This is a genomic window from Rhodanobacter sp. C01 (genome assembly GCF_002001045.1).
In the GTDB taxonomy this organism is placed as follows: Bacteria; Pseudomonadota; Gammaproteobacteria; order Xanthomonadales; family Rhodanobacteraceae; genus Rhodanobacter.
In genome coordinates this window covers 342,438-363,393 of record NZ_MUNR01000012.1, presented here as the reverse complement: position 1 = coordinate 363,393, position 20,956 = coordinate 342,438, and the positions used below count along the sequence as shown (strand labels likewise).

The following is a 20,956-nucleotide window of genomic DNA, read 5'->3' as shown; positions in this document are numbered from 1 at the left end:
CGAATCACCTGCGATATCCGTCTTCGGGTGAAAATTTCTGTTACATCACCCGTGCGGGCTCTCCCAAATCCAGCGACCGCAACAATATCCCCGCCTGCGTCCGATTCCTCACCCTCAGCTTTTCGAAGATCGCCGTGACATGCGCCTTCACCGTGCGCTCCTGGATCGCCAATCGATCGGCGATCTGCTTGTTGAGCAGGCCTTCGGCGAGCAGGGCGAGCACGCGGGATTGCTGTTCGGTGAGACGGGCGAGGCGTCTGGCGAGATCGGTGTCGGCGGGATCGGCGGGCAGCGCAGCAACGGCATCGGCGAGGCCGGACGGCAGCCAGTTGCCGCAGTCGAGTACGTGACGGATCGCTTCGCCGATTTCGGCAGGACTGGCGCTCTTGGGGATGAAGCCGGCGGCGCCGTGATCGAGCACGCGGCGCACAATGCGCGGTTCGTCGTGGGCGGACACCACCAGCACGGCAACACCGGGATGCTGGCCGCGCAGCGTGGCCAGACCGGACAAACCCTGGCTACCAGGCATGTGCAGGTCGAGCAGCACCAGGTCGATGTCCGGTTCGGCGGCCAGCGCGGCGAGTACGCCGGACAGGTCGGCGGCTTCGCGCACGCGGCAGTCGGGCAGGCTTTCGTTGGCGGCCAGACGCAGCGCAGCGCGGAACAGCGGGTGGTCGTCGGCGATCAGCAAGCTCGTCATTCCGTGGACGTTAGCGGGCTGGGGCACCGCCGTCGAGGTCCGGAGGTCACTGCTGTCATGCTGGACTTTCGTACGATGGCGGGCGCGTGCATGCTTGTTATGGTGGCGGGATGAAAAACTCCGCCCGCGTAATCCCTCTGTTGGTCCTGCTCATGCTGTCGGCTTGCGCCGGCAGCCCTGTGCCCAAGGAACCCGTGATGCGTGATGTCGAGTACGGCGAAGTGCGGATGACCGATCATCGCGGTGGCGATGACTTGCTGAGTGCAGGGTTGGGGCTGGCGGGTCTGGCCGGCGTGCCGCTGCCGTTTGCCGATCCGCTGAATCCCACCGCGGAAGAGCTGCGCCGGCGGGCGATCCAGACCAGCTGGAAAGGCATTGCCGATCTTGGTCCGTTGGGTGGTTACGGCACGGTCTACGGCGGCGTGCCGGATGTGCCCGGTCGCGAATACCAGGCGTTTGCGCGCATCCCCGGCGCACGCGCACCACATCGCGTGCTGCTGCAGGTGCCCGATCATTTCGACCGGCAGAAACGCTGCCTGGTGGTGACTGCTTCGTCGGGTTCGCGCGGTATCTACGGCGCGATCGCGCTGGCTGGTGCCTGGGGTCTGCCGCATGGTTGCGCGGTGGCCTACACCGACAAGGGCACCGGTGCTGGCTATTTCGATTACGCCGACAACAGCGGCGTGGGGCTGGATGGCCGTCGCGCCAAACGGGGCGAAACCGAGCTGGAGTTCCAGCCTACGCCAGCGCCGCCGACGGGGGGCATCGCGGTGAAGCAGATGAACTCCGGTGACAATCCGGAGGCCGACTGGGGCCGGCATGTGATCCAGGCGGCACAGTTCGGGCTGGCCATGCTCGATCGTGCGTTTCCAGCCGATGCACCGTTCACCTCGCAGAACACCAGGATCATCGCCACCGGTCTGTCCAACGGCGGCGGTGCGGTGCTGCAGGCGGCCGGTCTCGACAAGGAACATTTTTTCGCCGGCGTAGTGGCGCTGGAGCCGAACGTCCATGTCCAGGGCCACGGTCGTGCGATGTACGACTACGCCACCGAAGCGGCGGTCTGGCTGCCATGTGCGTTGAGTGCCGAACATTTCGCCAAGGTGCCATTGGCGCGCGGCCCGCGCAGCGTAGCGCTGCCGGCATGGCCGGTACGCTGCGCCAGCCTGCGCGCGCAGGGCAAACTGACCGGCAACACGGTGGCCGAACAGGCGGAACAGGCACGGCAGTATCTGCATGCCCGCGGCTGGACGGACGAGGCGATGAGCACGGCCGCCAGCACCACCGCGTTCGACCTGTGGCGGGTGATTGCTGCCGGCTATGCCTCGTCCTACATGCGCCGTGGTGCCACCGAGATGCCGTGTGGTTTCCATTACGCGGCCGTTGATGCGAAGGGTTTGCCTGGCTTGGCCGACCCTGCTGCGCGAGCGGCATGGTGGGCGGATGGTTCCGGTATTCCGCCGGGCAACGGCATCGGCTTGCTGGGCGGCACCAGTGTCTCGACCGATCCCACCCTGGTCGGCAGTGAATGTCTACGCAAGCTGTGGACGGGCGACGATCACGAGTCGCAGGCGTTGCACGCATCCATTGCCGCCACTGCGGTCAAGTTGCCGCGTAATGACCTGCCATTGTGGGTGGTACACGGTGCCAGCGACGGCTTGCTGCCGACCGCCTTCAGCTCCGAGCCGTATGTGGCCTGGTTGCGCGATGAGGGTTGTCGGCCGATCTACTGGAAGGTGCCGCACGCGCAGCACTTCGATGCGTTCCTGGCGCTGCCCGGTTTCGGCGATCAGCACGTGCCGCTGCTGCCGTATGGCTATGCGGCGCTGGATCGGCTGTGGGCACATCTTTACAACGGAGCTGCCTGGCCGGCCGAGGTGCCGACGCCAGCGGCACAACCGCGTGGTGCGGGTGCCCTGGGGCGCAGCATGCTGGGCCTGCCCTGAATTGTTTTTGCAGGAGCGGCTCCAGCCGCGATGCTCCTAATCTGATGTCAAAGGCATCGCGGCTGAAGCCGCTCCTGCAACAGCATGCCCGGGGCGTGGCCGCTGGAGTATTCTTGGCAACCCGCGTGCCCGTGCCGGTGCACGTTGCGGCTCTCGAACCCAAGGATTTGCGATGACCATCAATGTCACCTTCACCACCAACCGTGGCCCGATCCACCTGCGTCTGCATGAGGACAAGGCACCGGTCACCGTTGCCAACTTCGTCAACCTGGCCCGGCGCGGCTATTACGACGGGTTGTCGTTCCATCGCGTGATCGCCGACTTCATGATCCAGGGCGGTTGCCCCGAGGGCAGCGGCCGCGGCGGCCCGGGTTACAAGTTCGAGGACGAGTTCAATTCTTCACTGCGCCATGACAAGCCAGGCGTGCTCTCGATGGCCAATGCCGGCCCGCGCACGAACGGCAGCCAGTTCTTCATCACCCATGGCGCCACGCCGTGGCTGGACGGCAAGCACAGCGTGTTCGGCGAAGTGCTGGACGCGGCCGATATGGCCGTGGTCAACGCAATCCAGCAGGGCGACGTGATCGAGAAGGTCACCGTGGAAGGCGACGTCGACACGCTGCTGGCCGCGCAGGCCGACCGCGTGAAGGACTGGAACGCGGTGCTCGACCAGCGCGGTTGAGTTTTCGTTACCGATACGCAAAGAACCGCCGGTCTGTGATCGGCGGTTCTTTTTTGTGTGCAAATGTCATGACACTGCGGTTTTGCGCGCTTATGATCAGCAGGCTTCACGCCTATTCACTACAACTAAGGAGAACGACCATGTCATTCCTCGACAGTTTGCTCGGAGGACAGGGGCAACAGGCAGGTGCCGGTGCTGGTTCGTTGATTGGTGTGGCCGGCCAGCTGATCCAGCAGGCGGGTGGCGTGCAGGGCCTGACCAACATGCTGCAGCAACACGGATTGGGTGGCGCTGTACAGTCGTGGGTTGGCAACGGTGCCAACCAACCGGTATCAGGCGATCAACTTGGCCAGGCGCTGCAGAACGGCGGCATGGGCTCGGTGGTGCAGGAGGCGGCCAGCAAGCTTGGCGTCGATCCCAGTGTGGTGCTCAATGGACTTTCACAGGTACTGCCGCATGCGGTCGATCACTTGACGCCTGATGGTCAGGCTCCGGCTGCGGGGCAGGGTGGTGGCTTCAACCTCGGCATGCTCGAAGGTCTTGCCGGCAAGCTGATGGGCGGTCAAGCCTGACAAGGGCTGTGGGTGCATGAAATGAAATCGGCGGGGAGTACCCGCCGATTTCATTTGTGTTGCCTGCAAGGACCGATGCGGATGCTTCGGCCGATGGCAGCGATTACTTGAAGACGAACTGCACAACGAGCAACAGGATGATGGCGCCGACGATTGACATGAGGAAGCCGGCCGTATGGAACTTGGAATCGGGTGCCGGTGCACTGATCGCCTTGCCGATCAGACCACCAATGACCGAACCCACGATGCCGACGATGGCTGTCAGCCAGAAGCCGAGGTGTATGTCGGCGTGGAAAACGTGATCGAGGACGAACTTGCCAATCAGACCAACGAAGAAGCCAACAATGATGGACCATATCAGGTGGAACATGGACGCCTACCTCCCTGAATTGCTGTTGAGTTGACCAATTCCACCAGCGACCGTGTGCATATGGTGCGGCGGCATCCGCATCATGCAACGAGTCGGCTGGATAGCACTATAGGAATTTGGCCGCGCAAGCTTTTGCGATTCCGCTGGATGACGCAGCGCCGCATGCTAAAATTCATGGGTTTGCTGACCTCATCCCCTGACGTCGAGGAACCCATGCCCCAGCTTGCCCAGCGTGTCGGCCGCGCCAAACCCAGCGCAATCATGGTGATAGCCGAGAAGGCGAAGCAGCTCAAGGCTGCCGGCCGCGACATCATCAGCTTTTCGATCGGCGTGCCGAACTTCCTGCCCGGCGAGCATGTGTATGCCGCGGCACGCGAGGCGCTGTCGCACGACTCCGGCCAGTACGGCAGCAACCGCGGTGCGGAGCCGCTGCTGGATGCGTTCCTGAAGCACATCGAGGCGCTGGGCTTCAGCGGGTACGGCCGCATGAACCTCTCGATCGGCATCGGCGCCAAGCAAGTGCTGTACAACCTGGCCGAGGCGCTGCTCAACGAAGGCGACGAGATCTGCTTTGCGGCGCCGTACTGGACCACCTATCACGACATCGCCGATATCGTGGGTGCGAAGGCCAATGTGCTGCATTGCGGTGCCGCGCAGAACTACAAGCTCACGCCGGCCCAGCTGAACGCGGCGCTGTCACGCAAGCCGAAAGTGTTCCTGTTCAACAATCCGTCCAATCCCACCGGCATGGTCTACACGCGCGACGAGATCGCTGCGCTGGCCGAGGTGCTGGTGAAGCATCCGGATACCTGGATCGTCACCGACGACATCTACAACTCGATGGTGTTCGACGGCATCGGTTACCACAACTTTGTGTTCGCCAAGCCCGAACTGCGCGAGCGGCTGGTCTTCGTCGACTCGGTCTCCAAGACCTACGGCATGCCGGGCTGGCGCGTCGGCCTGATCGCTGGCCCCGAGTCGGTGGCCAAGGCGGTCACCACGCTCAATTCGAACCACATCACCAGCATTCCTGAAGTGATCACGGCAGCAGCGGTCGCAGCGTTCTCCGGCCCGCAGGACATCCCGCAGGCGAAGTGCGCCGAGTTCGCTGGCAAGCGTGACACGGTAGTCGCTGCGCTCGGCGCGATCCCGGGCGTGGTCTGCCCGCGACCGCAGGGCGCGTTCTACGCGTTCCCGGATATTTCCGTCGCATTCGGCAAGAGCCACAACGGCGTGAAGATCAACAATGATGTGGAATTCTGCGCCGCGTTGCTGGAAGCCAAGGGCGTGGCCTGCGTGCCGGGCTCGGCATTCGGTGAGCCGCGCGCCATGCGCATTTCCTATACCTGTCCCACTGCACAGTTGGCACCGGGCCTCTCGCGTATCGCCGAGTTCTTCGCCGAGCTGAGCTGAACACATTACCTGTAGGAGCGGCTTCAGTCGCGATGCTTTTGATGTTGCATGAAAGAGCTATCGCGGCTGAAGCCGCTCCTACCAAAACTGAACATCCCACCAAGGAGTCAACCCCATGAAAGCCCCCGTTCGAGTTGCCGTTACCGGCGCCGCCGGCCAGATCGGTTACGCGCTGCTGTTCCGCATCGCCGCTGGCGACATGCTGGGCAAGGACCAGCCGGTGATCCTGCATCTGCTGGAAATCACCCCGGCGCTTCCCGCGCTGCAGGGGGTGGTGATGGAACTCAATGACTGCGCATTCCCGACCCTGGCCGGCATCGTCGCCACCGATGACCTCAACGTCGCGTTCAAGGACGTCGACTACGCGCTGCTGGTCGGCGCGCGCCCGCGCGGCCCGGGCATGGAGCGCAAGGATCTGCTGGAAGCCAACGGCGCCATCTTCGGCCCGCAGGGCAAGGCTCTGAACGATCACGCCAAGCGTGACGTGCGCGTGCTGGTGGTCGGCAACCCGGCCAATACCAATTCGCTGATCGCGCAGCAGAACGCACCGGACCTGGATCCGAAGTGCTTCACCGCGATGGTCCGTCTGGACCACAATCGCGCGCTGAGCCAGCTCGCCGAGAAGACCGGCAAGCACAACACCGACATCAGGAAGATGACGATCTGGGGCAACCACAGCTCCACGCAATACCCGGACCTGCACCACGCCACCGTGGACGGCAAGGCTGCCCTGTCGCTGGTCGACCAGGCCTGGTACGAGAGCGATTTCATCCCGACCGTGCAGCAGCGCGGCGCGGCGATCATCAAGGCGCGCGGTGCTTCCTCGGCTGCTTCCGCCGCATCGGCTGCGATCGACCACATGCATTCCTGGGCACACGGCACCGCCGAGGGCGACTGGGTCTCGATGGGCATCCCGTCCGATGGTTCGTACGGTATCGCACCAGGCGTGATCTACGGCTACCCGGTGACCGTGAAGGACGGCAAGTACACGATCGTGCAGGGCCTGACGATCAACGACTTCTCGCGTGCCCGCATGGATGCCACCGACAAGGAACTGCGCGAGGAGCGCGCCGGCGTCGAGCATCTGTTCGCGAAGAAGTAAGCGTCACCATCTCATCGTGGATGAAAGAGGGCGGCCACTGTGCCGCCCTCTTGGTTTGACGATCCATCCGGCTCATTCCGATCAAGCGGCGATCGCTTCCTTTCGGTGATCGTTGCCATTGGGCTGCGAATCAGATGGTCGAACGCGCTCAGTGCCGCAGTAGAACCGGCGCCCATCGCGATGACGATCTGCTTGTAGGGCACCGTAGTGGCATCGCCAGCGGCGAATACGCCGGGCAGCGAAGTCTGGCCGCGTTCATCGATGACGATTTCACCGCGCGGAGACAGTTCCAGCGTGCCTTTCAGCCACTCGGTGTTCGGCAGCAGGCCGATCTGCACGAAGATGCCTTCCAGCTCGACCGTGTGCATGTCGCCGTTGACGCGATCCTTGTAGGCCAACCCGCTTACCTTCTGGCCGTCGCCCAGCACCTCGGTGCTTTGCGCGCTGACGATGATGTCGACGTTCGGCAGGCTGCGCAGCTTGCGTTGCAGGACTTCGTCCGCACGCAGCTTGCTGTCGAACTCGACCAGGGTGACGTGGCTGGTGATACCCGCCAGGTCGATCGCCGCCTCGACGCCGGAGTTGCCGCCGCCGATCACCGCCACGCGCTTGCCCTTGAACACCGGGCCGTCGCAATGCGGGCAGTAGGCCACGCCCTTGTTGCGGTACTCGTCTTCGCCGGGCACGTTCATCTGCCGCCAGCGGGCGCCGGTGGACAGGATCACCGTCTTCGATTTCAACGTTGCGCCGTTGGCCAGGCGCACTCCTATCAGGCCATCGGCTTCCGTCGCCGGCAGCAGCTTTTCCGCACGCTGCAGGTTCATGATTTCGACGTCGTAATCCTTGACGTGCTGCTCCAGCGCGGTGGCCAGCTTCGGGCCTTCGGTATGCGAGACGGAAACGAAGTTCTCGATAGCCATGGTGTCCAGCACCTGGCCGCCGAAACGCTCGGCCGCCACGCCGGTGCGGATGCCCTTGCGTGCGGCATAGATCGCTGCCGCCGAGCCGGCCGGGCCGCCGCCGACCACGAGCACATCGAATGCGTCCTTGGCCTTGAGTTTTTCGGCTACGCGCCGGGCTGCGCCGGTGTCGAGCTTGGCCAGGATCTGTTCCAGGCTCATGCGGCCCTGGTCGAACACCTGGCCGTTGAGGTAGACGGTTGGCACCGACATCACCTGGCGTGCATCGACCTCGTCCTGGTACAGCGCACCGTCGATGGCGACGTGCTGGATCTTCGGATTCAGCACGCTCATCAGGTTCAGCGCCTGCACCACATCCGGGCAGTTCTGGCAGGACAGCGAAAAATAGGTTTCGAAACGATAGTCACCATCGAGGTTCTGCACCTGCTCGATCACGTCCGCTGCAGTCTTGGACGGATGTCCGCCGACCTGCAGCAGGGCGAGCACGAGCGAGGTGAATTCATGGCCCATCGGAATGCCGGCAAAACGCACGCCGATATCACTGCCGACGCGGTTGATCGCGAACGACGGCTTGCGCTCGTTGTCGTCGCGGCGCACCAGGTTGATCCGGTCAGACAGCGCGGTGATCTCCCCGAGCAGCTGGTTCAGCTCAAGCGACTTGGCACTGTCGTCCAGGGACGCAACGATCTCGATCGGCTGCGTGACCTTTTCCAGATAGGCCTTCAACTGGGCTGTGAGATTGGCATCCAACATGGGCGAGCTCTCCGTCAATGGGTTTCTTCAGGGTGTACGTGACGAGCACCCGGGCGGACCAGGGCGTCGTCATTGCACTATGTTTCGGTAATCCGGACCCGGAAGAACTCCGGGTCCGTGGCGCATGGCGCGCGGTGTCGCTTAGATCTTGCCGACCAGGTCGAGCGACGGCGCGAGGGTCTTCTCGCCTTCCTTCCACTTGGCCGGGCAGACTTCGCCCGGATGAGCGGCGACGTACTGGGCAGCCTTGACCTTGCGCAGCAGCTCCTTGGCGTCACGGCCAATGCCGCCGGCAGTGATCTCGACGATCTGGATCTTGCCCGACGGATCGATCACGAAGGTACCGCGATCAGCGATGCCGGCGTCTTCGATCAATACCTCGAAGTTCTTCGAGATCTGATGGGTCGGATCGCCAACCATGGTGTAGTTGATCTTCTTCACCGCGTCCGAGGTGTCGTGCCAGGCCTTGTGGGCGAAATGGGTGTCGGTGGAAACCGAGTAGATCTCGACGCCCAGCTTCTGGAATTCGGCGTAGTTGTCAGCCAGATCCTCGAGCTCGGTCGGGCAGACAAAGGTGAAATCGGCCGGGTAGAAGAACACGACAGACCACTTGCCCTTCAGGTCGGCGTCGGAAACTTCAATGAACTGACCGCTCTTGAGCGCCTGTGCCTTGAACGGTTTGATTTCGGTGTTGATCAGCGACATCGTTGGTTTTCCGTGTTGGTTGAAATTGAACCGTGAGAATAGGGGGTCTCACGTGATTACTCTAATTGATTGTTCGGATTGGTTCGATTTGTTGAAGCTATCGCGTAAAGGCCATGCAGGCGGGCCACAATTCCTGAAGAGAGTGACCGATTCAAGACGAATTGCCGGGGCGGGGACTCGCGTGGCGCAGTGCGCTAAAATGCACGTTTTGACGCGGAGCAATCCATGACGATGATGGCATTCCCGGGCGCGCGTTTCCGCGCTGCACTGGCTGAAGAGCGGCCGCTGCAGGTGATGGGTGCGATCACGGCCTATGCCGGTCTCATGGCCAAACGCGTCGGCTACAAGGCGCTGTACCTTTCCGGCGGGGGCGTGGCTGCCAATTCGCTGGGCGTGCCGGATCTCGGCATCAGCACGATGGAAGACGTGCTCACCGACGCACGGCGCATCGTGGATGCCACGCAGTTGCCGTTGCTGGTCGATATCGATACGGGCTGGGGCGGCGCGTTCAACATCGGACGCACGATCCGCTCCTTCATCAACGTGGGCGTGGCTGCGGTGCACATGGAGGATCAGGTCGGCCAGAAGCGCTGCGGCCACCGTCCGGGCAAGGAAGTGGTGTCGAAAGGCGAGATGGTCGATCGCATCAAGGCTGCGATGGATGCGCGTACCGATCCGGACTTCGTGGTGATGGCGCGCACGGATGCGGCTGCCGTGGAGGGCATCGATGCAGCCATCGAACGTGCCTGCGCCTACGTCGAAGCCGGTGCCGACATGATCTTTCCCGAGGCGATGAAGACGCTGGAGGACTACCGCAAGTTCAAGGCAGCGGTGAAGGTACCGATTCTCGCCAACCTGACCGAATTCGGTTCCACGCCCTTCTTCACCACCGACGAATTGCGTGACGCAGGCGTGGATATCGCGCTGTATTGCTGTGGTGCCTATCGCGCGATGAACAAGGCAGCACTCAATTTCTACGAAACCGTGCGCCGCGAAGGCACGCAGAAGAACATCATCGACACCCTGCAGACACGCGAGGAGCTGTACGACTACCTCGGCTATCACGCCTACGAGGACAAGCTCGACGCGCTGTTCGCCGGCAACAAAGACTGAAATCCATTCCATGGGTCGGTGCCTAGTCACCGACCGGCATTCGCAGGTCCGTGTTGGTGCCTAGTCGCCGACCGATTCCAGAGCTATTGAGGAGAAGTACCCGATGAGCGAGCAAGTCCTTCCCAAGGCCAAGAAATCCGTCGCACTGTCCGGTGTGGCTGCAGGCAACACCGCACTGTGCACGGTCGGTCGCAGCGGCAACGATCTGCATTACCGCGGCTATGACATCCATGATCTGGCTGCCAAGGGTTGCTTCGAGGAAGTGGCTTACCTGCTGGTGCATGGCGTGCTGCCGAACTGGACCGAGCTCAACAATTACCGCGCGCGCCTGAAGCGCTTGCGCGGCTTGCCGGCACCGGTGAAGAGCGCGCTCGAACTGCTTCCGGCCGCGACCCACCCGATGGACGTGATGCGGACGGGTTGCTCGGTACTCGGCACCGTGCTTCCGGAGAAGGACGACCACAACGTCACCGGCGCGCGAGACATCGCCGACCGCCTGATGGCCAGCTTCGGTTCGATGCTGCTGTACTGGTACCACTTCAGCCACAATGGCAAGCGCATCGAGACACAGACCGACGACGACTCGATCGCTGCCCACTTCCTGCACCTGCTGCACGGCAAGAAGCCGAGCGACCTGCATGCACAGGCGCTGGACAAGTCGCTGGTACTGTACGCCGAGCACGAGTTCAACGCCTCGACCTTTGCCGCACGCGTGATTGCCGGCACCGGTTCGGACATGTATTCGGCGATCACCGGTGCTATCGGCGCGTTGCGTGGCCCGAAGCATGGTGGTGCCAACGAGGTGGCGATGGAGATCATCGCGCGCTATCGCAGCGCCAATGATGCGGAGGCTGATATCCGCGCCCGCGTCGAGCGCAAGGAAATCATCATCGGTTTCGGCCATCCGGTGTACACCGTGTCCGATCCGCGCAACGAGATCATCAAGGAGATCTCGCGCAAGCTGTGCACCGATGGTGGCAACCCGACCTTGTTCGAGGTGTCCGAGCGGATCGAGAAGGTGATGGGCGAGGTCAAGAAGATGTTCCCGAACCTCGACTGGTTCTCCGCCAGTGCGTATCACATGATGGGCGTGCCGACCGCGATGTTCACGCCGTTGTTCGTGATCGCGCGTACTTCCGGCTGGAGCGCGCACGTGATCGAGCAGCGCGAGGACGGCAAGATCATCCGCCCCAGCGCCAACTACACCGGACCGGAAGACCAGGCTTACGTGCCGATCGACAAGCGCTGAGCCTTGACGTGGTGCAGATCAGGAGGGAGCCGCAAGGCTCCCTCTTTCGTTTCGGAGATGCCCATGAGGCACTGGATGAGTTGATGGCAGCTTCGGCCATCTGCCGATTTCCCGCGGCTGTATCACTTCTGTTACAGGTGTAACAGCGAACTGCCGGATCGGCGCCATCCCTTGTGTCAGGCCAAATCGCGAGGCATGCGAGCGGCCTTGACTGTAACCGGATTGAATCATCGCCCGGTTTTCGCTGGCGATTTTCGCCATGCCTGCTTGCGCAAGGCACGTCTAATTCATTGAATTTCAATGAATGAATTCCTGTGCAGTCAGGAAGGCCCGAGTGGCGCGAATGTTGCCTTACCTGAGAGCTGCAAAAGCAAGACAAACAGGGGGTCCACCCGCATTGCTCCAGGAGAACAATCATGCGCAAGACTCTTCTCGCAACCGCAGTGCTGCTTGGTCTGGGATTCGCTCTCCCGGCCATGGCAGATCACAACTACAACAACGACAACACGCTCACCTATACCAACTCGAGTACGCACACCAATTCGAGCACGCACACCAAGACGGTCACCAAGACGAACAGTGGTGATGACCGGAACAACAGTGGCGATTCCAGTTCCATTGGGGTCGGTTCGGCTGCGGCCAACAACGGTGCGACGGCTACCGCGTCGGTCAGCGATTCGTTCGACACCAGCAAGGCGGTCGCGGTAAGCAACCTTGATGGTACGGTGACCAACATCCGCGTTCACGATATCGGCAACGTGGCCACGAATTCGGGTAATGCCAATGGAGGCAAGGGAGGCTCGGGTGGCGGCGCTCTCGGCGGTTTTGCTGCCGGCGGTGACGGCGGTTCGGGCGGCAATGGCGGAAGCGCCCATGCCCGTAGTGGCCATGCAGGCGGGTCGGGCAGCTCCAGTGGTGATGCTGGTGCTCTGAGCGCGGCAGCTGGTGGCGACAGCAGCGGCGATACCGGCAATGCACGCAATCATCAGCGTGGCTCAGGATCCGGATCGGCGACAAGTGGTGCCGGCACATGGGCCGGTGGCGCCGGCACGAGTGGTGCGGCCACGGCAAGCAGCGGTGCGTCAACTTCCACCGGTGGAACCAGCGGCGCGGCCGACAGCACCGGAGGCATGGGTGGTGCAGGTGGCAGCGGCGCATCCGGCACGGGCGGCGCGGCTACTGCAGGAGCGGGTGGCGCCGGTGGTGCGGGCGGTTCGAACTCGGTGGATGCCGGCTCGTTCGACATGTCCAACAACATGTCCGGTGCGGCGGCAGCGGCGGCAGGTGTCACGGTGATGGCGCAGAACAGCGGCATCGGATCGTTGATCCAGCAAAGCGTGAACGTCCAGGCCAATCTGAACGTCGGTCACTGAGTGAAACCACACACCGTGGAGCGCCTGGCGCTCCACGGTGCTTTTGATCGCCGTGCGCCCTTTGCTTGCCGGTACCTGCTCGACAGGTGTGGCGTGTCTTTAGGCTGCGACTTTCATGGCTGTCGCGGGAGATACAACCATGCGAACTGTCAGACCTGTATTTTTCATTGCCATGCTGCTGGGAGTGTCCGCGTGGAATGCAGCGGCGGCTCCGCCATCTGCCTCAGCATCTCCGTCCGCGCCGGCATCGACCATGGCGATATCGCCAGCATCCGGGCAGCACGCGAAAGCGGTTGCTGCAACGTCACGTGATGTGGACGGGCTCGGGCCGAGCGTGGATTCCACAACGCTGGCAACGCTCAGCGGTGGTACCCAGGTTTCAGAAAAAATGACGCTCAATGGCACGGTGAGCAACAACAGTGCCGATCATGTGGTGACGGGCGCCAATGCGATCAGTGGTAATTCCTTCAGTGGTGCGGCCGGCTTGCCGATGGTGATCCAGAACACCGGCAACAACGTGCTGATCCAGAACGCCACCATTGTCAACGTGCAGTTCCAGCCATGAAACATGGCGTGTTGCTCCTGACGGCTGTATTCACCGCGCTGTTGCCGGTCGGCTCACTGATGGCGGCAACCGTGGCGATACCCGGCATACAGGGCAACAGCTACGGCTTCCACATCACGAGCCTGAAGGAAGCACGCTTCAAGAGCACGATCCGGCAGAAATACGATTTCAGCTGCGGCTCGGCTGCGGTGGCCACACTGCTGACCTACCAGTACGGTTATCCGGTAAACGAACAGACAGCGTTCGAGCAGATGTATGCGCACGGCAATCGGCAGAAGATCAGCAAGGAAGGCTTCTCGCTGCTCGATATCAAGGAATACCTGCAGGCCAACGGCTTCGAGGCGGACGGCTTCGAGGTACCGCTGGAGAAACTTCAGCAAGAACACCTGCCAGCCATCGTGCTGATCGACGAAAAGGGCTACCACCATTTTGTGGTGATCAAGGGACTGCGCGACAAGCGCGTCCTGATCGGTGATCCCGCCCGTGGCACGCGCACGATGCCCATTTCGCAGTTCGACGCCTTGTGGAAAAACCATCTCGTATTCGTGATCCACAACCGGCGATCGCTGGCCGTTTTCAACAATCCGGCCGACTGGCATGTCGCGCCGATTGCGCCGCTGGGTCTGGGCATCGATCGGTCCGGGTTGAGCACACTCACCTTGCCCAAGGATGGCCCTGACGATCTCAACCTATGAGCAGGACGATTGCAATGAGATCCTCGATCTGCAACAAGGCCTGGTCCGCTTTCATCGGGCTTTGTGCCTTGACCAGTGTGGTGTGTATATGGGCGGATGATGCCTTTGCCGGGACACCTCCGGTCCATGCCGCAGTCATCGCGCAGAAAGGCGCGACGGAAGCTGCAGGATGGGGCACAGCGGTCAGCGATCTCCATCTGGATGCCGTGCGCGGCGGCTTCGATACAGGTACCGGTCTGCTGGTCTCGTTCGGTATCGAACGTGCTGTCTATGTCAACGGCAACCTGGTCACCAGCACCAGCTTGTACATCCCCAACATCGGGCAGATGAGCGCGGAACAGGCTGGCGCCCTTGCGGCCGTGACCAGCACCATCAGCGTGGTCCAGAACGGTCCGGGCAACACCGTCGATCCCTCTTCGCTGGCTCAGGCAACGGCCGGTACGGTGATTCAGAACAGTCTGAACAACCAGAACATCCAGACCCTGACGACGCTCAATACCACGGTCAACACGCTCAACCTGTTCAAGAGCCTCAACCTGCAGAGCACCTTGCAGTCGGCATTGATCAATTCACTGGGGCACTGAATGTTGCTGCGATACAAGCGCAGACCCGTGCTCTTGCCGTAGTCACGCAATTCCTTCCACCTGATCGGTACCCGACTCGCGAGGATATGTGATGGAACCGAAATCGTGGCGACGCATGTGTTCGGTCGGCTGTGCGGGCCTGGTTCTGCTGGGTGGCGTGGCGAACGGTCAGGAAGCCGCAGCGCCGCAGACCCCGACACCTGCGGGCTCCTCCAGCCAGACACCCACGGATGTCAGCAAGAAACTGACCGAGCAGGGCGAACAGCTCGATGCGATGCGCAGCCAGATCGAGGCCTATACCGCGCAGCTTGATGCGATGAAGCGCAAATTGGTTGCCCAGGAAGCCGACTACCGGGCCCTGCGTCACGCAGTCGGGATGGATGTGCTCGATCGCCAACGCGCAGGCAATATCAATGCGGCGGGCCCCGGAGCATCGGCATTGCCGATGCCTGCTGCAGACACCGTGGCCAGCGACGGGCAGGCGGATGTCAAACCCGTCGGCCAGGCTCCGGCGCAGGACGATCGGCCGCCGGCAGTTGCACCGATCTCCGATCAGCCTGGCGTGCTGACGCCCAAGGGCAAGTTCGTGCTGGAACCGTCCTACCAGTTCAGCTATTCATCGGTCGATCGTGTCGACCTCATCGGCTATACCGTCATCCCGGCGATCCTGATCGGGTTGATCGATGCCCGCCAGGTCAGGACGACCACGCAGACTGCCACGTTGACCACGCGCTACGGATTGACGAACCGGCTGGAATTGGAGGTTCGCGTGCCTTATGTCTATGCAGGCACCGAGACGACCAGCCGCGAGATATTCACCGGCAGCGCCGAGGACAATGTATTCACGACCAGCGGCCACGGCATCGGCGATATCGAGGCAACGGCGCGTTACCAGTTCAATGACGGTGGCGCTGACAGTACCTATTACGTGGGTTGGCTGCGCTTCAAGTCACGCACTGGCGAGGACCCGTTCGAAGTCGTCACCGATTGCGTGACGCGCTGCGTGCAGAATGCGACGGGTACCGGCTTGCCGCTGCAACAACCCACGGGTTCCGGGTTCTATTCACTGCAGCCCGGTCTCACCTGGTTGCTCCCGTCCGATCCGGTGGTGATTTTCGGCAACGTGAGCTACCTGCACAACTTCCCGCGCTATGGGGTCAGCCGAAACGTGCTGCTGGCCGGCAAGGAATACCTTGGCAAGGTTACGGTCGGTGATGTGTTCGATGCGAGCATCGGCGTGGGGCTGGCGCTGAACGACAAGGCATCGATCAGTTTCGGCTATGACCAGAGTTTCGTCGGCATCACCAAGCAGAACAACCAGACCGTGCCCGGCTCGACCAAGACGGTACTTGGCACGTTCCTGATCGGTGGTGCGTACCGACTCAGTGACAAGCGCACCCTGAATTTCACACTGGGCGTCGGCGCCACCCGCGATACACCGGATGTCAACATGACGGTGCGGCTGCCGACGATGTACTAGGGATGTTCTGAAGGCCGGCTTGATACAACAGGGCTGGCCTTCGTGAAGCGGGGATCGGGTGCTATCGCCGGGACTGCAGAGCCGGGGGTTGTGACTCAGATGCCTTCGGCGCACATTGCCGCCTTGACGCCGGGGTCGGCATGCATGCGGTGAACAAAGCGTTCCAGGTGATCGAAACCGCCCAGGTCGACCGCTTTCGCCTTGGCCCAGCGTTGCACCACGAACAGGTAGGGATCAGCGATCGAACGTGTGCCGGCGAGCCAGTTGCGGTTGGCCAGTTGCGAATCCAGTCGCTCGAAATAGCTGCGCAGCTTCGCCCGTGCCGTGTCCTGCAGCTCGGCATGACTGGACACGTCGGCAATGAAACGCTCGGGTCGGAACAATGGCTTGAAAGCCGGATGCACGTCGGAGTTGAGGAAACCCAGCCAGCGATTGACCTCGGCGCGGCCGCGTGGCGTGCCATCGCCGCCCAGGTGTGCTGCCGGGAAACGATCGGCGAGGTAGTTGAGGATGGCGATGTTCTCCGTCAGCACCCAGCCGTCGTCATCGACCAGCACTGGTACCACTCCATCGGGACTGAGCTTCAGGTATTCCGGCGAACGCAACCCGGCGCGCGGCACTTCCTCGATCTGGTAGGGCTGACCGATCCACTCCAGCACGATGTGGTCCGCCAACGAACAGACGCCAGGCATGTAGTAAAGCTTCATGGGTGATTCCGTGCGGGTAGGGTAGCCAGTGTTGCGCGTTGGTTTGCCACGACTCAAGCGGAATGACCATCCGAGCGGAGCAGGGCGTCAGTGGCCTGCTGGTCTCGATCGCCTGTGTCGCTGCATCAACCAGCCGCCGCCGCAAATGCCGATCACCAGTACGATGTCCACACCGTATTTCAACCAATCCGACATGTTGAGCCAGCTGCCCAGCCATGGATCGTGGGTGATCATCCGGCCGGCAGTGAACGCAATCGCGCCGGCGCCGACGTACATGATGATCGGAAAGCGGCCAATCAGCTTCAGGATCAGCGTGGAGCCCCAGACCACCAACGGGATGCTGACCAGCAGGCCCAGAATGACCAGTCCGAGGTGGCCACTCGATGCCCCCGCGATTGCCAGCACGTTGTCCATGCCCATCAGGGCGTCAGCGACGATGATCGTGCGCAATGCACTCCAGAAGGTGTCGCGGGCGCTGATGGAAGGATCATCGCCGTCATCATGGCATAACAGTTTCCACGCGATCGGCAGCAACAGAAGGCCGCCGATCAGCATCAATCCTGGCAGTTTGAGCAGATACACGACGACCGCGGTCAGCGCAAATCGGATCGCAATGGCCCCAAGCGTGCCCCAGAACACAGCTTTCTTCTGCAGTGCCACGGGCAGGCGGCTGGCTGCCATGGCGATGACGATGGCGTTGTCGCCAGCCAGTACCAGGTCGAGCAGGATGATGGCCAGCAGACCTGAGAGAAAATCGGTGGTGAAGATATCCATGCGGGAGTCCATGCGCGGCAGACCATGCAGCGGCCACAGGCGCGCGCGGCCCGTGTCCACCACAAAAGTCTCGTTCGCAGCATGACTGCCGAGGTGACCGGAGCGAAGCATCGCCCGTGTTGACGATCACCACACCGACGCAGGTGAGCCTGCGTCGGGAACTACTCCCTTTTGGGATCAGTATTTGCGCATTTTCGATGCCGCCATGCATGCCAGTCAAGCCAGACCAAGCCCCTCAAGGAAATGCCTTCTCTCGCTACAAGGTATCGGGAACACGTAACGCTGTCGTTTTCTGCCGTACGGCCTGGGCAAGCTTTTGATGAGCGCGCCCGATGGAAACACGAAGAGGCGCGAATTGCGGCCCTTGGATTGGAGCACGAATGCAGGCTGTGGCTGGGTCACACCAAGGAGGGTGCGTTACAATGGCGAGCTAGATAGTGCGCCAGGAGACTGTCGCACGTGCCGATCGAACAGCGGCGCGCGCGCCGAGTGTCGGCTTGCGGTCAGCCAGGCGTTTATCTCTAAGGTTCTGGATATCCATGAATACCGTCTACCGCCAATCCTTACCCGGCACGTCGCTGGATTATTTCGATGCACGTGCTGCCGTGGAGGCGATCCAGCAGGGCGCCTATGACGCGCTGCCGTACACCTCTCGCGTGCTCGCCGAGAACCTGGTGCGCCGTTGCGATCCGGCGATCCTCACCGAGTCGCTCAAGCAGCTCATCGAGCGCAAGCGCGAGCGCGATTTCCCGTGGTTTCCGGCGCGCGTCGTATGCCATGACATCCTCGGCCAGACGGCGCTGGTGGACCTGGCCGGCCTGCGCGACGCGATTGCCGAGCGCGGCGGGGACCCGGCCAAGGTGAACCCGGTGGTGCCGGTGCAGTTGATCGTCGACCACTCGCTGGCAGTGGAGTGCGGCGGCTTCGACCCGAATGCATTTGCGAAGAACCGCGCGATCGAGGATCGCCGCAACGAGGACCGCTTCCACTTCATCAACTGGACCAAGAAGGCGTTCGAGAACGTCGACGTGATCCCGCCGGGCAACGGCATCATGCACCAGATCAATCTGGAGAAGATGTCGCCGGTTATCCAGGTTCAAGACGGTGTGGCCTATCCCGATACCTGCGTGGGCACCGACAGCCATACGCCGCACGTGGATGCGCTCGGTGTCATCGCCATCGGCGTAGGCGGCCTGGAGGCAGAGAGCGTGATGCTCGGCCGTGCCTCGTGGATGCGCCTGCCCGACATCGTGGGCGTCGAGCTCACCGGCAAGCGCCAGCCCGGCATCACCGCCACCGACATCGTGCTCGAGCTCACCGAGTTCCTGCGCAAGCAGAAGGTGGTCGGTGCGTACCTGGAATTCCGCGGCGAAGGCGCGGCCAGCCTGACGCTGGGCGATCGCGCCACCATCTCCAACATGGCGCCCGAATACGGTGCCACCGCCTCGATGTTCTTCATCGACGACCAGACCATCGACTACCTGCGCCTCACCGGTCGCAGCGACGAGCAGGTCAAGCTGGTGGAGACTTACGCCAAGGCCGCCGGCCTGTGGGCCGACACGTTGGCGCATGCTCAGTACGAGCGCACGCTGACGTTCGATCTGTCTTCGGTGGTGCGCAACATGGCTGGCCCGTCCAACCCGCACAAGCGCCTGCCCACGTCGGATCTCGCTGCGCGCGGCATCGCCGGTGAGTGGACGGAACAGCCGGGCCAGATGCCCGATGGCGCGGTGATCATCGCCGCCATCACCAGCTGCACCAATACCAGCAATCCGCGCAACGTGATCGCGGCGGCCCTGCTGGCGCGCAACGCGAACGCGCGCGGCCTTACCCGCAAGCCGTGGGTAAAGAGCTCGCTCGCCCCTGGCTCCAAGGCTGTGGAGATGTACCTGAAAGAGGCGAACCTGTTGTCCGAGCTGGAACAGCTCGGCTTCGGCATCGTCGCGTTCGCGTGCACCACCTGCAACGGCATGTCCGGCGCGCTCGATCCGGCGGTCCAGCAGGAGATCATCGATCGCGACTTGTACGCCACCGCCGTGCTGTCCGGCAACCGCAACTTCGACGGTCGCATCCATCCGTATGCCAAGCAGGCCTTCCTGGCTTCGCCGCCGCTGGTGGTGGCGTACGCCATCGCAGGTACCATTCGCTTCGATATCGAGAAGGATGTGCTTGGCCTTGATGCGAACCGCCAACCGGTGACGCTCAAGGACATCTGGCCCACCGACGAAGAGATCGACGCGATCGTGGCCTCCAGCGTGAAGCCCGAGCAGTTCCGCAAGGTCTACGATCCGATGTTCGCGCGCTCCGGCCACGCCGGCACGAGCGCCGCGCCGCTGTACGACTGGCGCTTGCAGAGCACCTACATTCGCCGTCCGCCGTATTGGGAGGGCGCCCTCGCGGGTGAGCGCGCGCTCAAGGGTATGCGTCCATTGGCGGTGCTCGGCGACAACATCACCACCGATCATCTGTCGCCGTCGAACGCGATCATGCTCGATAGTGCGGCGGGCGAGTACCTCGCCAAGATGGGCCTGCCGGAAGAGGACTTCAACTCGTACGCGACACATCGCGGTGACCACCTCACCGCGCAGCGTGCCACCTTCGCCAATCCCACCTTGCTCAACGAGATGGCGGTGGTCGACGGTGTAGTGAAGAAGGGTTCGCTGGCCCGCGTGGAGCCGGAAGGCAAGGTCATGCGCATGTGGGAAGCGATCGAGACCTACATGGACCGCAAGCAGTCATTGATCGTGATCGCCGGTGCCGACTATGGCCAGGGCTCCTCGCGCGACTGGGCGGCGAAGGGCGTGCGCCTGGCGGGCGTGGAGGCGATCGCAGCGGAAGGCTTCGAGCGCATCCACCGCACCAACCTGATCGGCATGGGCGTGCTTCCGCTGGAGTTCAAGCCCGGCACCAACCGCAAGATGCTGGGCATCGACGGCACCGAGACCTTCGACGTGGTCGGCGCGCGCAAGCCGTGCGCGGATCTCACGCTGGTCATCCATCGCAAGAATGGCGAACGCGTCGAGGTGCCGGTGATCTGCCGCCTCGATACCGCCGAGGAAGTGCTGATCTACGAGGCGGGTGGTGTGCTGCAGCGCTTCGCGCAGGACTTCCTCGAGGCCACGCAGGCGGCGTGATCGCTTCTGCCCGTCATTCCCGCTTTCGCAGGAATGACGGGACATTTGCTGGAATGACGAGTCATTCGACACTCCTGAGCAGTATCACCTTGCATTCGTGACTCCACTTGCATGGCGTA

General features: G+C 62.5%; 18 protein-coding genes and 1 pseudogene. 13 read left to right on the top strand and 6 right to left on the bottom strand.

The window, feature by feature from the left end; translation table 11 throughout:
- Positions 1-40: 40 nt before the first annotated feature.
- A complete protein-coding gene (locus B0E50_RS13270; protein ID WP_077441773.1) occupies positions 41-700 on the bottom strand; it encodes a response regulator transcription factor in 660 nt (219 codons plus the stop codon).
- A gap of 197 nt (positions 701-897) precedes the next feature.
- On the opposite strand from B0E50_RS13270, the gene B0E50_RS13265 reads away from it, so the two are divergent.
- The 3 genes from B0E50_RS13265 (at position 898) to B0E50_RS13255 (ending at position 3,900) form a co-directional block, all read left to right on the top strand.
- Positions 898-2,646: a D-(-)-3-hydroxybutyrate oligomer hydrolase gene (locus B0E50_RS13265; protein ID WP_254427285.1), complete on the top strand. Its 1,749-nt coding sequence runs from the start codon at positions 898-900 to the stop codon at positions 2,644-2,646.
- Between the two features lie 172 nt (positions 2,647-2,818).
- On the top strand, positions 2,819-3,328 hold the full coding sequence (locus B0E50_RS13260; RefSeq protein ID WP_077441771.1) for a peptidylprolyl isomerase: 510 nt from the start codon (positions 2,819-2,821) through the stop codon (positions 3,326-3,328).
- 140 nt (positions 3,329-3,468) lie between these two features.
- Entirely contained in the window at positions 3,469-3,900 is a 432-nt protein-coding gene (locus B0E50_RS13255) for a YidB family protein (RefSeq protein WP_077441770.1), read from the top strand.
- 103 nt (positions 3,901-4,003) lie between these two features.
- Here B0E50_RS13255 and B0E50_RS13250 read toward each other — a convergent pair whose 3' ends face one another.
- Complete coding sequence (locus B0E50_RS13250; RefSeq protein ID WP_077441768.1) at positions 4,004-4,270, bottom strand: GlsB/YeaQ/YmgE family stress response membrane protein; 267 nt, start codon at positions 4,268-4,270, stop codon at positions 4,004-4,006.
- Positions 4,271-4,483: 213 nt separating this feature from the next.
- Here B0E50_RS13250 and B0E50_RS13245 point away from each other — a divergent pair, with 213 nt between their 5' ends.
- Complete coding sequence (locus tag B0E50_RS13245; protein ID WP_077441766.1) at positions 4,484-5,683, top strand: pyridoxal phosphate-dependent aminotransferase; 1,200 nt, start codon at positions 4,484-4,486, stop codon at positions 5,681-5,683.
- A 115-nt stretch (positions 5,684-5,798) separates the two neighbouring features.
- Positions 5,799-6,785 (top strand): malate dehydrogenase, encoded by a 987-nt coding sequence (locus B0E50_RS13240; protein WP_077441764.1) that lies wholly within the window; start codon positions 5,799-5,801, stop codon positions 6,783-6,785.
- 125 nt (positions 6,786-6,910) lie between these two features.
- Here the strand turns inward: B0E50_RS13240 and ahpF are convergent.
- Positions 6,911-8,458: pseudogene (gene ahpF / locus B0E50_RS13235) on the bottom strand (alkyl hydroperoxide reductase subunit F); the annotation flags it as partial.
- 141 nt (positions 8,459-8,599) lie between these two features.
- A complete protein-coding gene (gene ahpC / locus B0E50_RS13230; RefSeq protein WP_077441760.1) occupies positions 8,600-9,163 on the bottom strand; it encodes an alkyl hydroperoxide reductase subunit C in 564 nt (187 codons plus the stop codon).
- 225 nt (positions 9,164-9,388) lie between these two features.
- Here ahpC and prpB point away from each other — a divergent pair, with 225 nt between their 5' ends.
- From prpB to B0E50_RS13195, 7 genes are all read left to right on the top strand, one after another.
- The gene (gene prpB / locus B0E50_RS13225; protein ID WP_077441759.1) at positions 9,389-10,276 is read left to right on the top strand and encodes a methylisocitrate lyase; all 888 of its coding nucleotides are present in this window, start codon (positions 9,389-9,391) and stop codon (positions 10,274-10,276) included.
- Between the two features lie 103 nt (positions 10,277-10,379).
- Positions 10,380-11,525, top strand: coding sequence for a 2-methylcitrate synthase (prpC, locus tag B0E50_RS13220; RefSeq protein ID WP_077441758.1), 1,146 nt, complete (start codon positions 10,380-10,382; stop codon positions 11,523-11,525).
- A 416-nt stretch (positions 11,526-11,941) separates the two neighbouring features.
- Positions 11,942-12,898, top strand: coding sequence for a hypothetical protein (locus B0E50_RS13215; RefSeq protein ID WP_077441756.1), 957 nt, complete (start codon positions 11,942-11,944; stop codon positions 12,896-12,898).
- 115 nt (positions 12,899-13,013) lie between these two features.
- Positions 13,014-13,463, top strand: a complete 450-nt coding sequence (locus B0E50_RS18425; RefSeq protein ID WP_254427284.1) for a hypothetical protein — start codon at positions 13,014-13,016, stop codon at positions 13,461-13,463.
- A gap of 8 nt (positions 13,464-13,471) precedes the next feature.
- The gene (locus B0E50_RS13205; RefSeq protein ID WP_254427283.1) at positions 13,472-14,158 is read left to right on the top strand and encodes a C39 family peptidase; all 687 of its coding nucleotides are present in this window, start codon (positions 13,472-13,474) and stop codon (positions 14,156-14,158) included.
- Positions 14,159-14,172: 14 nt separating this feature from the next.
- Entirely contained in the window at positions 14,173-14,742 is a 570-nt protein-coding gene (locus B0E50_RS13200; RefSeq protein ID WP_077441750.1) for a hypothetical protein, read from the top strand.
- A 91-nt stretch (positions 14,743-14,833) separates the two neighbouring features.
- Positions 14,834-16,222 (top strand): acetate kinase, encoded by a 1,389-nt coding sequence (locus tag B0E50_RS13195; protein WP_139350869.1) that lies wholly within the window; start codon positions 14,834-14,836, stop codon positions 16,220-16,222.
- 95 nt (positions 16,223-16,317) lie between these two features.
- Here the strand turns inward: B0E50_RS13195 and B0E50_RS13190 are convergent, their stop codons facing one another.
- Complete coding sequence (locus B0E50_RS13190) at positions 16,318-16,929, bottom strand: glutathione S-transferase N-terminal domain-containing protein (RefSeq protein ID WP_077441748.1); 612 nt, start codon at positions 16,927-16,929, stop codon at positions 16,318-16,320.
- Positions 16,930-17,016: 87 nt separating this feature from the next.
- Positions 17,017-17,703 (bottom strand): TerC family protein, encoded by a 687-nt coding sequence (locus B0E50_RS13185; RefSeq protein ID WP_077442003.1) that lies wholly within the window; start codon positions 17,701-17,703, stop codon positions 17,017-17,019.
- Positions 17,704-18,242: 539 nt separating this feature from the next.
- On the opposite strand from B0E50_RS13185, the gene acnD reads away from it, so the two are divergent.
- Positions 18,243-20,837: a Fe/S-dependent 2-methylisocitrate dehydratase AcnD gene (acnD, locus tag B0E50_RS13180; protein ID WP_077441746.1), complete on the top strand. Its 2,595-nt coding sequence runs from the start codon at positions 18,243-18,245 to the stop codon at positions 20,835-20,837.
- Positions 20,838-20,956 lie beyond the last annotated feature (119 nt).

What these genes read in the sequence shown, in the direction of transcription:
- B0E50_RS13270 (WP_077441773.1), bottom strand. Translation starts at nt 700, where the DNA reads ATGACGAGCTTGCTGATCGCCGACGACCACCCGCTGTTCCGCGCTGCG.
- B0E50_RS13265 (WP_254427285.1), top strand. Translation starts at nt 898, where the DNA reads ATGCGTGATGTCGAGTACGGCGAAGTGCGGATGACCGATCATCGCGGT.
- B0E50_RS13260 (WP_077441771.1), top strand. Translation starts at nt 2,819, where the DNA reads ATGACCATCAATGTCACCTTCACCACCAACCGTGGCCCGATCCACCTG.
- B0E50_RS13255 (WP_077441770.1), top strand. Translation starts at nt 3,469, where the DNA reads ATGTCATTCCTCGACAGTTTGCTCGGAGGACAGGGGCAACAGGCAGGT.
- B0E50_RS13250 (WP_077441768.1), bottom strand. Translation starts at nt 4,270, where the DNA reads ATGTTCCACCTGATATGGTCCATCATTGTTGGCTTCTTCGTTGGTCTG.
- B0E50_RS13245 (WP_077441766.1), top strand. Translation starts at nt 4,484, where the DNA reads ATGCCCCAGCTTGCCCAGCGTGTCGGCCGCGCCAAACCCAGCGCAATC.
- B0E50_RS13240 (WP_077441764.1), top strand. Translation starts at nt 5,799, where the DNA reads ATGAAAGCCCCCGTTCGAGTTGCCGTTACCGGCGCCGCCGGCCAGATC.
- ahpC (WP_077441760.1), bottom strand. Translation starts at nt 9,163, where the DNA reads ATGTCGCTGATCAACACCGAAATCAAACCGTTCAAGGCACAGGCGCTC.
- prpB (WP_077441759.1), top strand. Translation starts at nt 9,389, where the DNA reads ATGACGATGATGGCATTCCCGGGCGCGCGTTTCCGCGCTGCACTGGCT.
- prpC (WP_077441758.1), top strand. Translation starts at nt 10,380, where the DNA reads ATGAGCGAGCAAGTCCTTCCCAAGGCCAAGAAATCCGTCGCACTGTCC.
- B0E50_RS13215 (WP_077441756.1), top strand. Translation starts at nt 11,942, where the DNA reads ATGCGCAAGACTCTTCTCGCAACCGCAGTGCTGCTTGGTCTGGGATTC.
- B0E50_RS18425 (WP_254427284.1), top strand. Translation starts at nt 13,014, where the DNA reads ATGGCTGTCGCGGGAGATACAACCATGCGAACTGTCAGACCTGTATTT.
- B0E50_RS13200 (WP_077441750.1), top strand. Translation starts at nt 14,173, where the DNA reads ATGAGATCCTCGATCTGCAACAAGGCCTGGTCCGCTTTCATCGGGCTT.
- B0E50_RS13195 (WP_139350869.1), top strand. Translation starts at nt 14,834, where the DNA reads ATGGAACCGAAATCGTGGCGACGCATGTGTTCGGTCGGCTGTGCGGGC.
- B0E50_RS13190 (WP_077441748.1), bottom strand. Translation starts at nt 16,929, where the DNA reads ATGAAGCTTTACTACATGCCTGGCGTCTGTTCGTTGGCGGACCACATC.
- B0E50_RS13185 (WP_077442003.1), bottom strand. Translation starts at nt 17,703, where the DNA reads ATGGATATCTTCACCACCGATTTTCTCTCAGGTCTGCTGGCCATCATC.
- acnD (WP_077441746.1), top strand. Translation starts at nt 18,243, where the DNA reads ATGAATACCGTCTACCGCCAATCCTTACCCGGCACGTCGCTGGATTAT.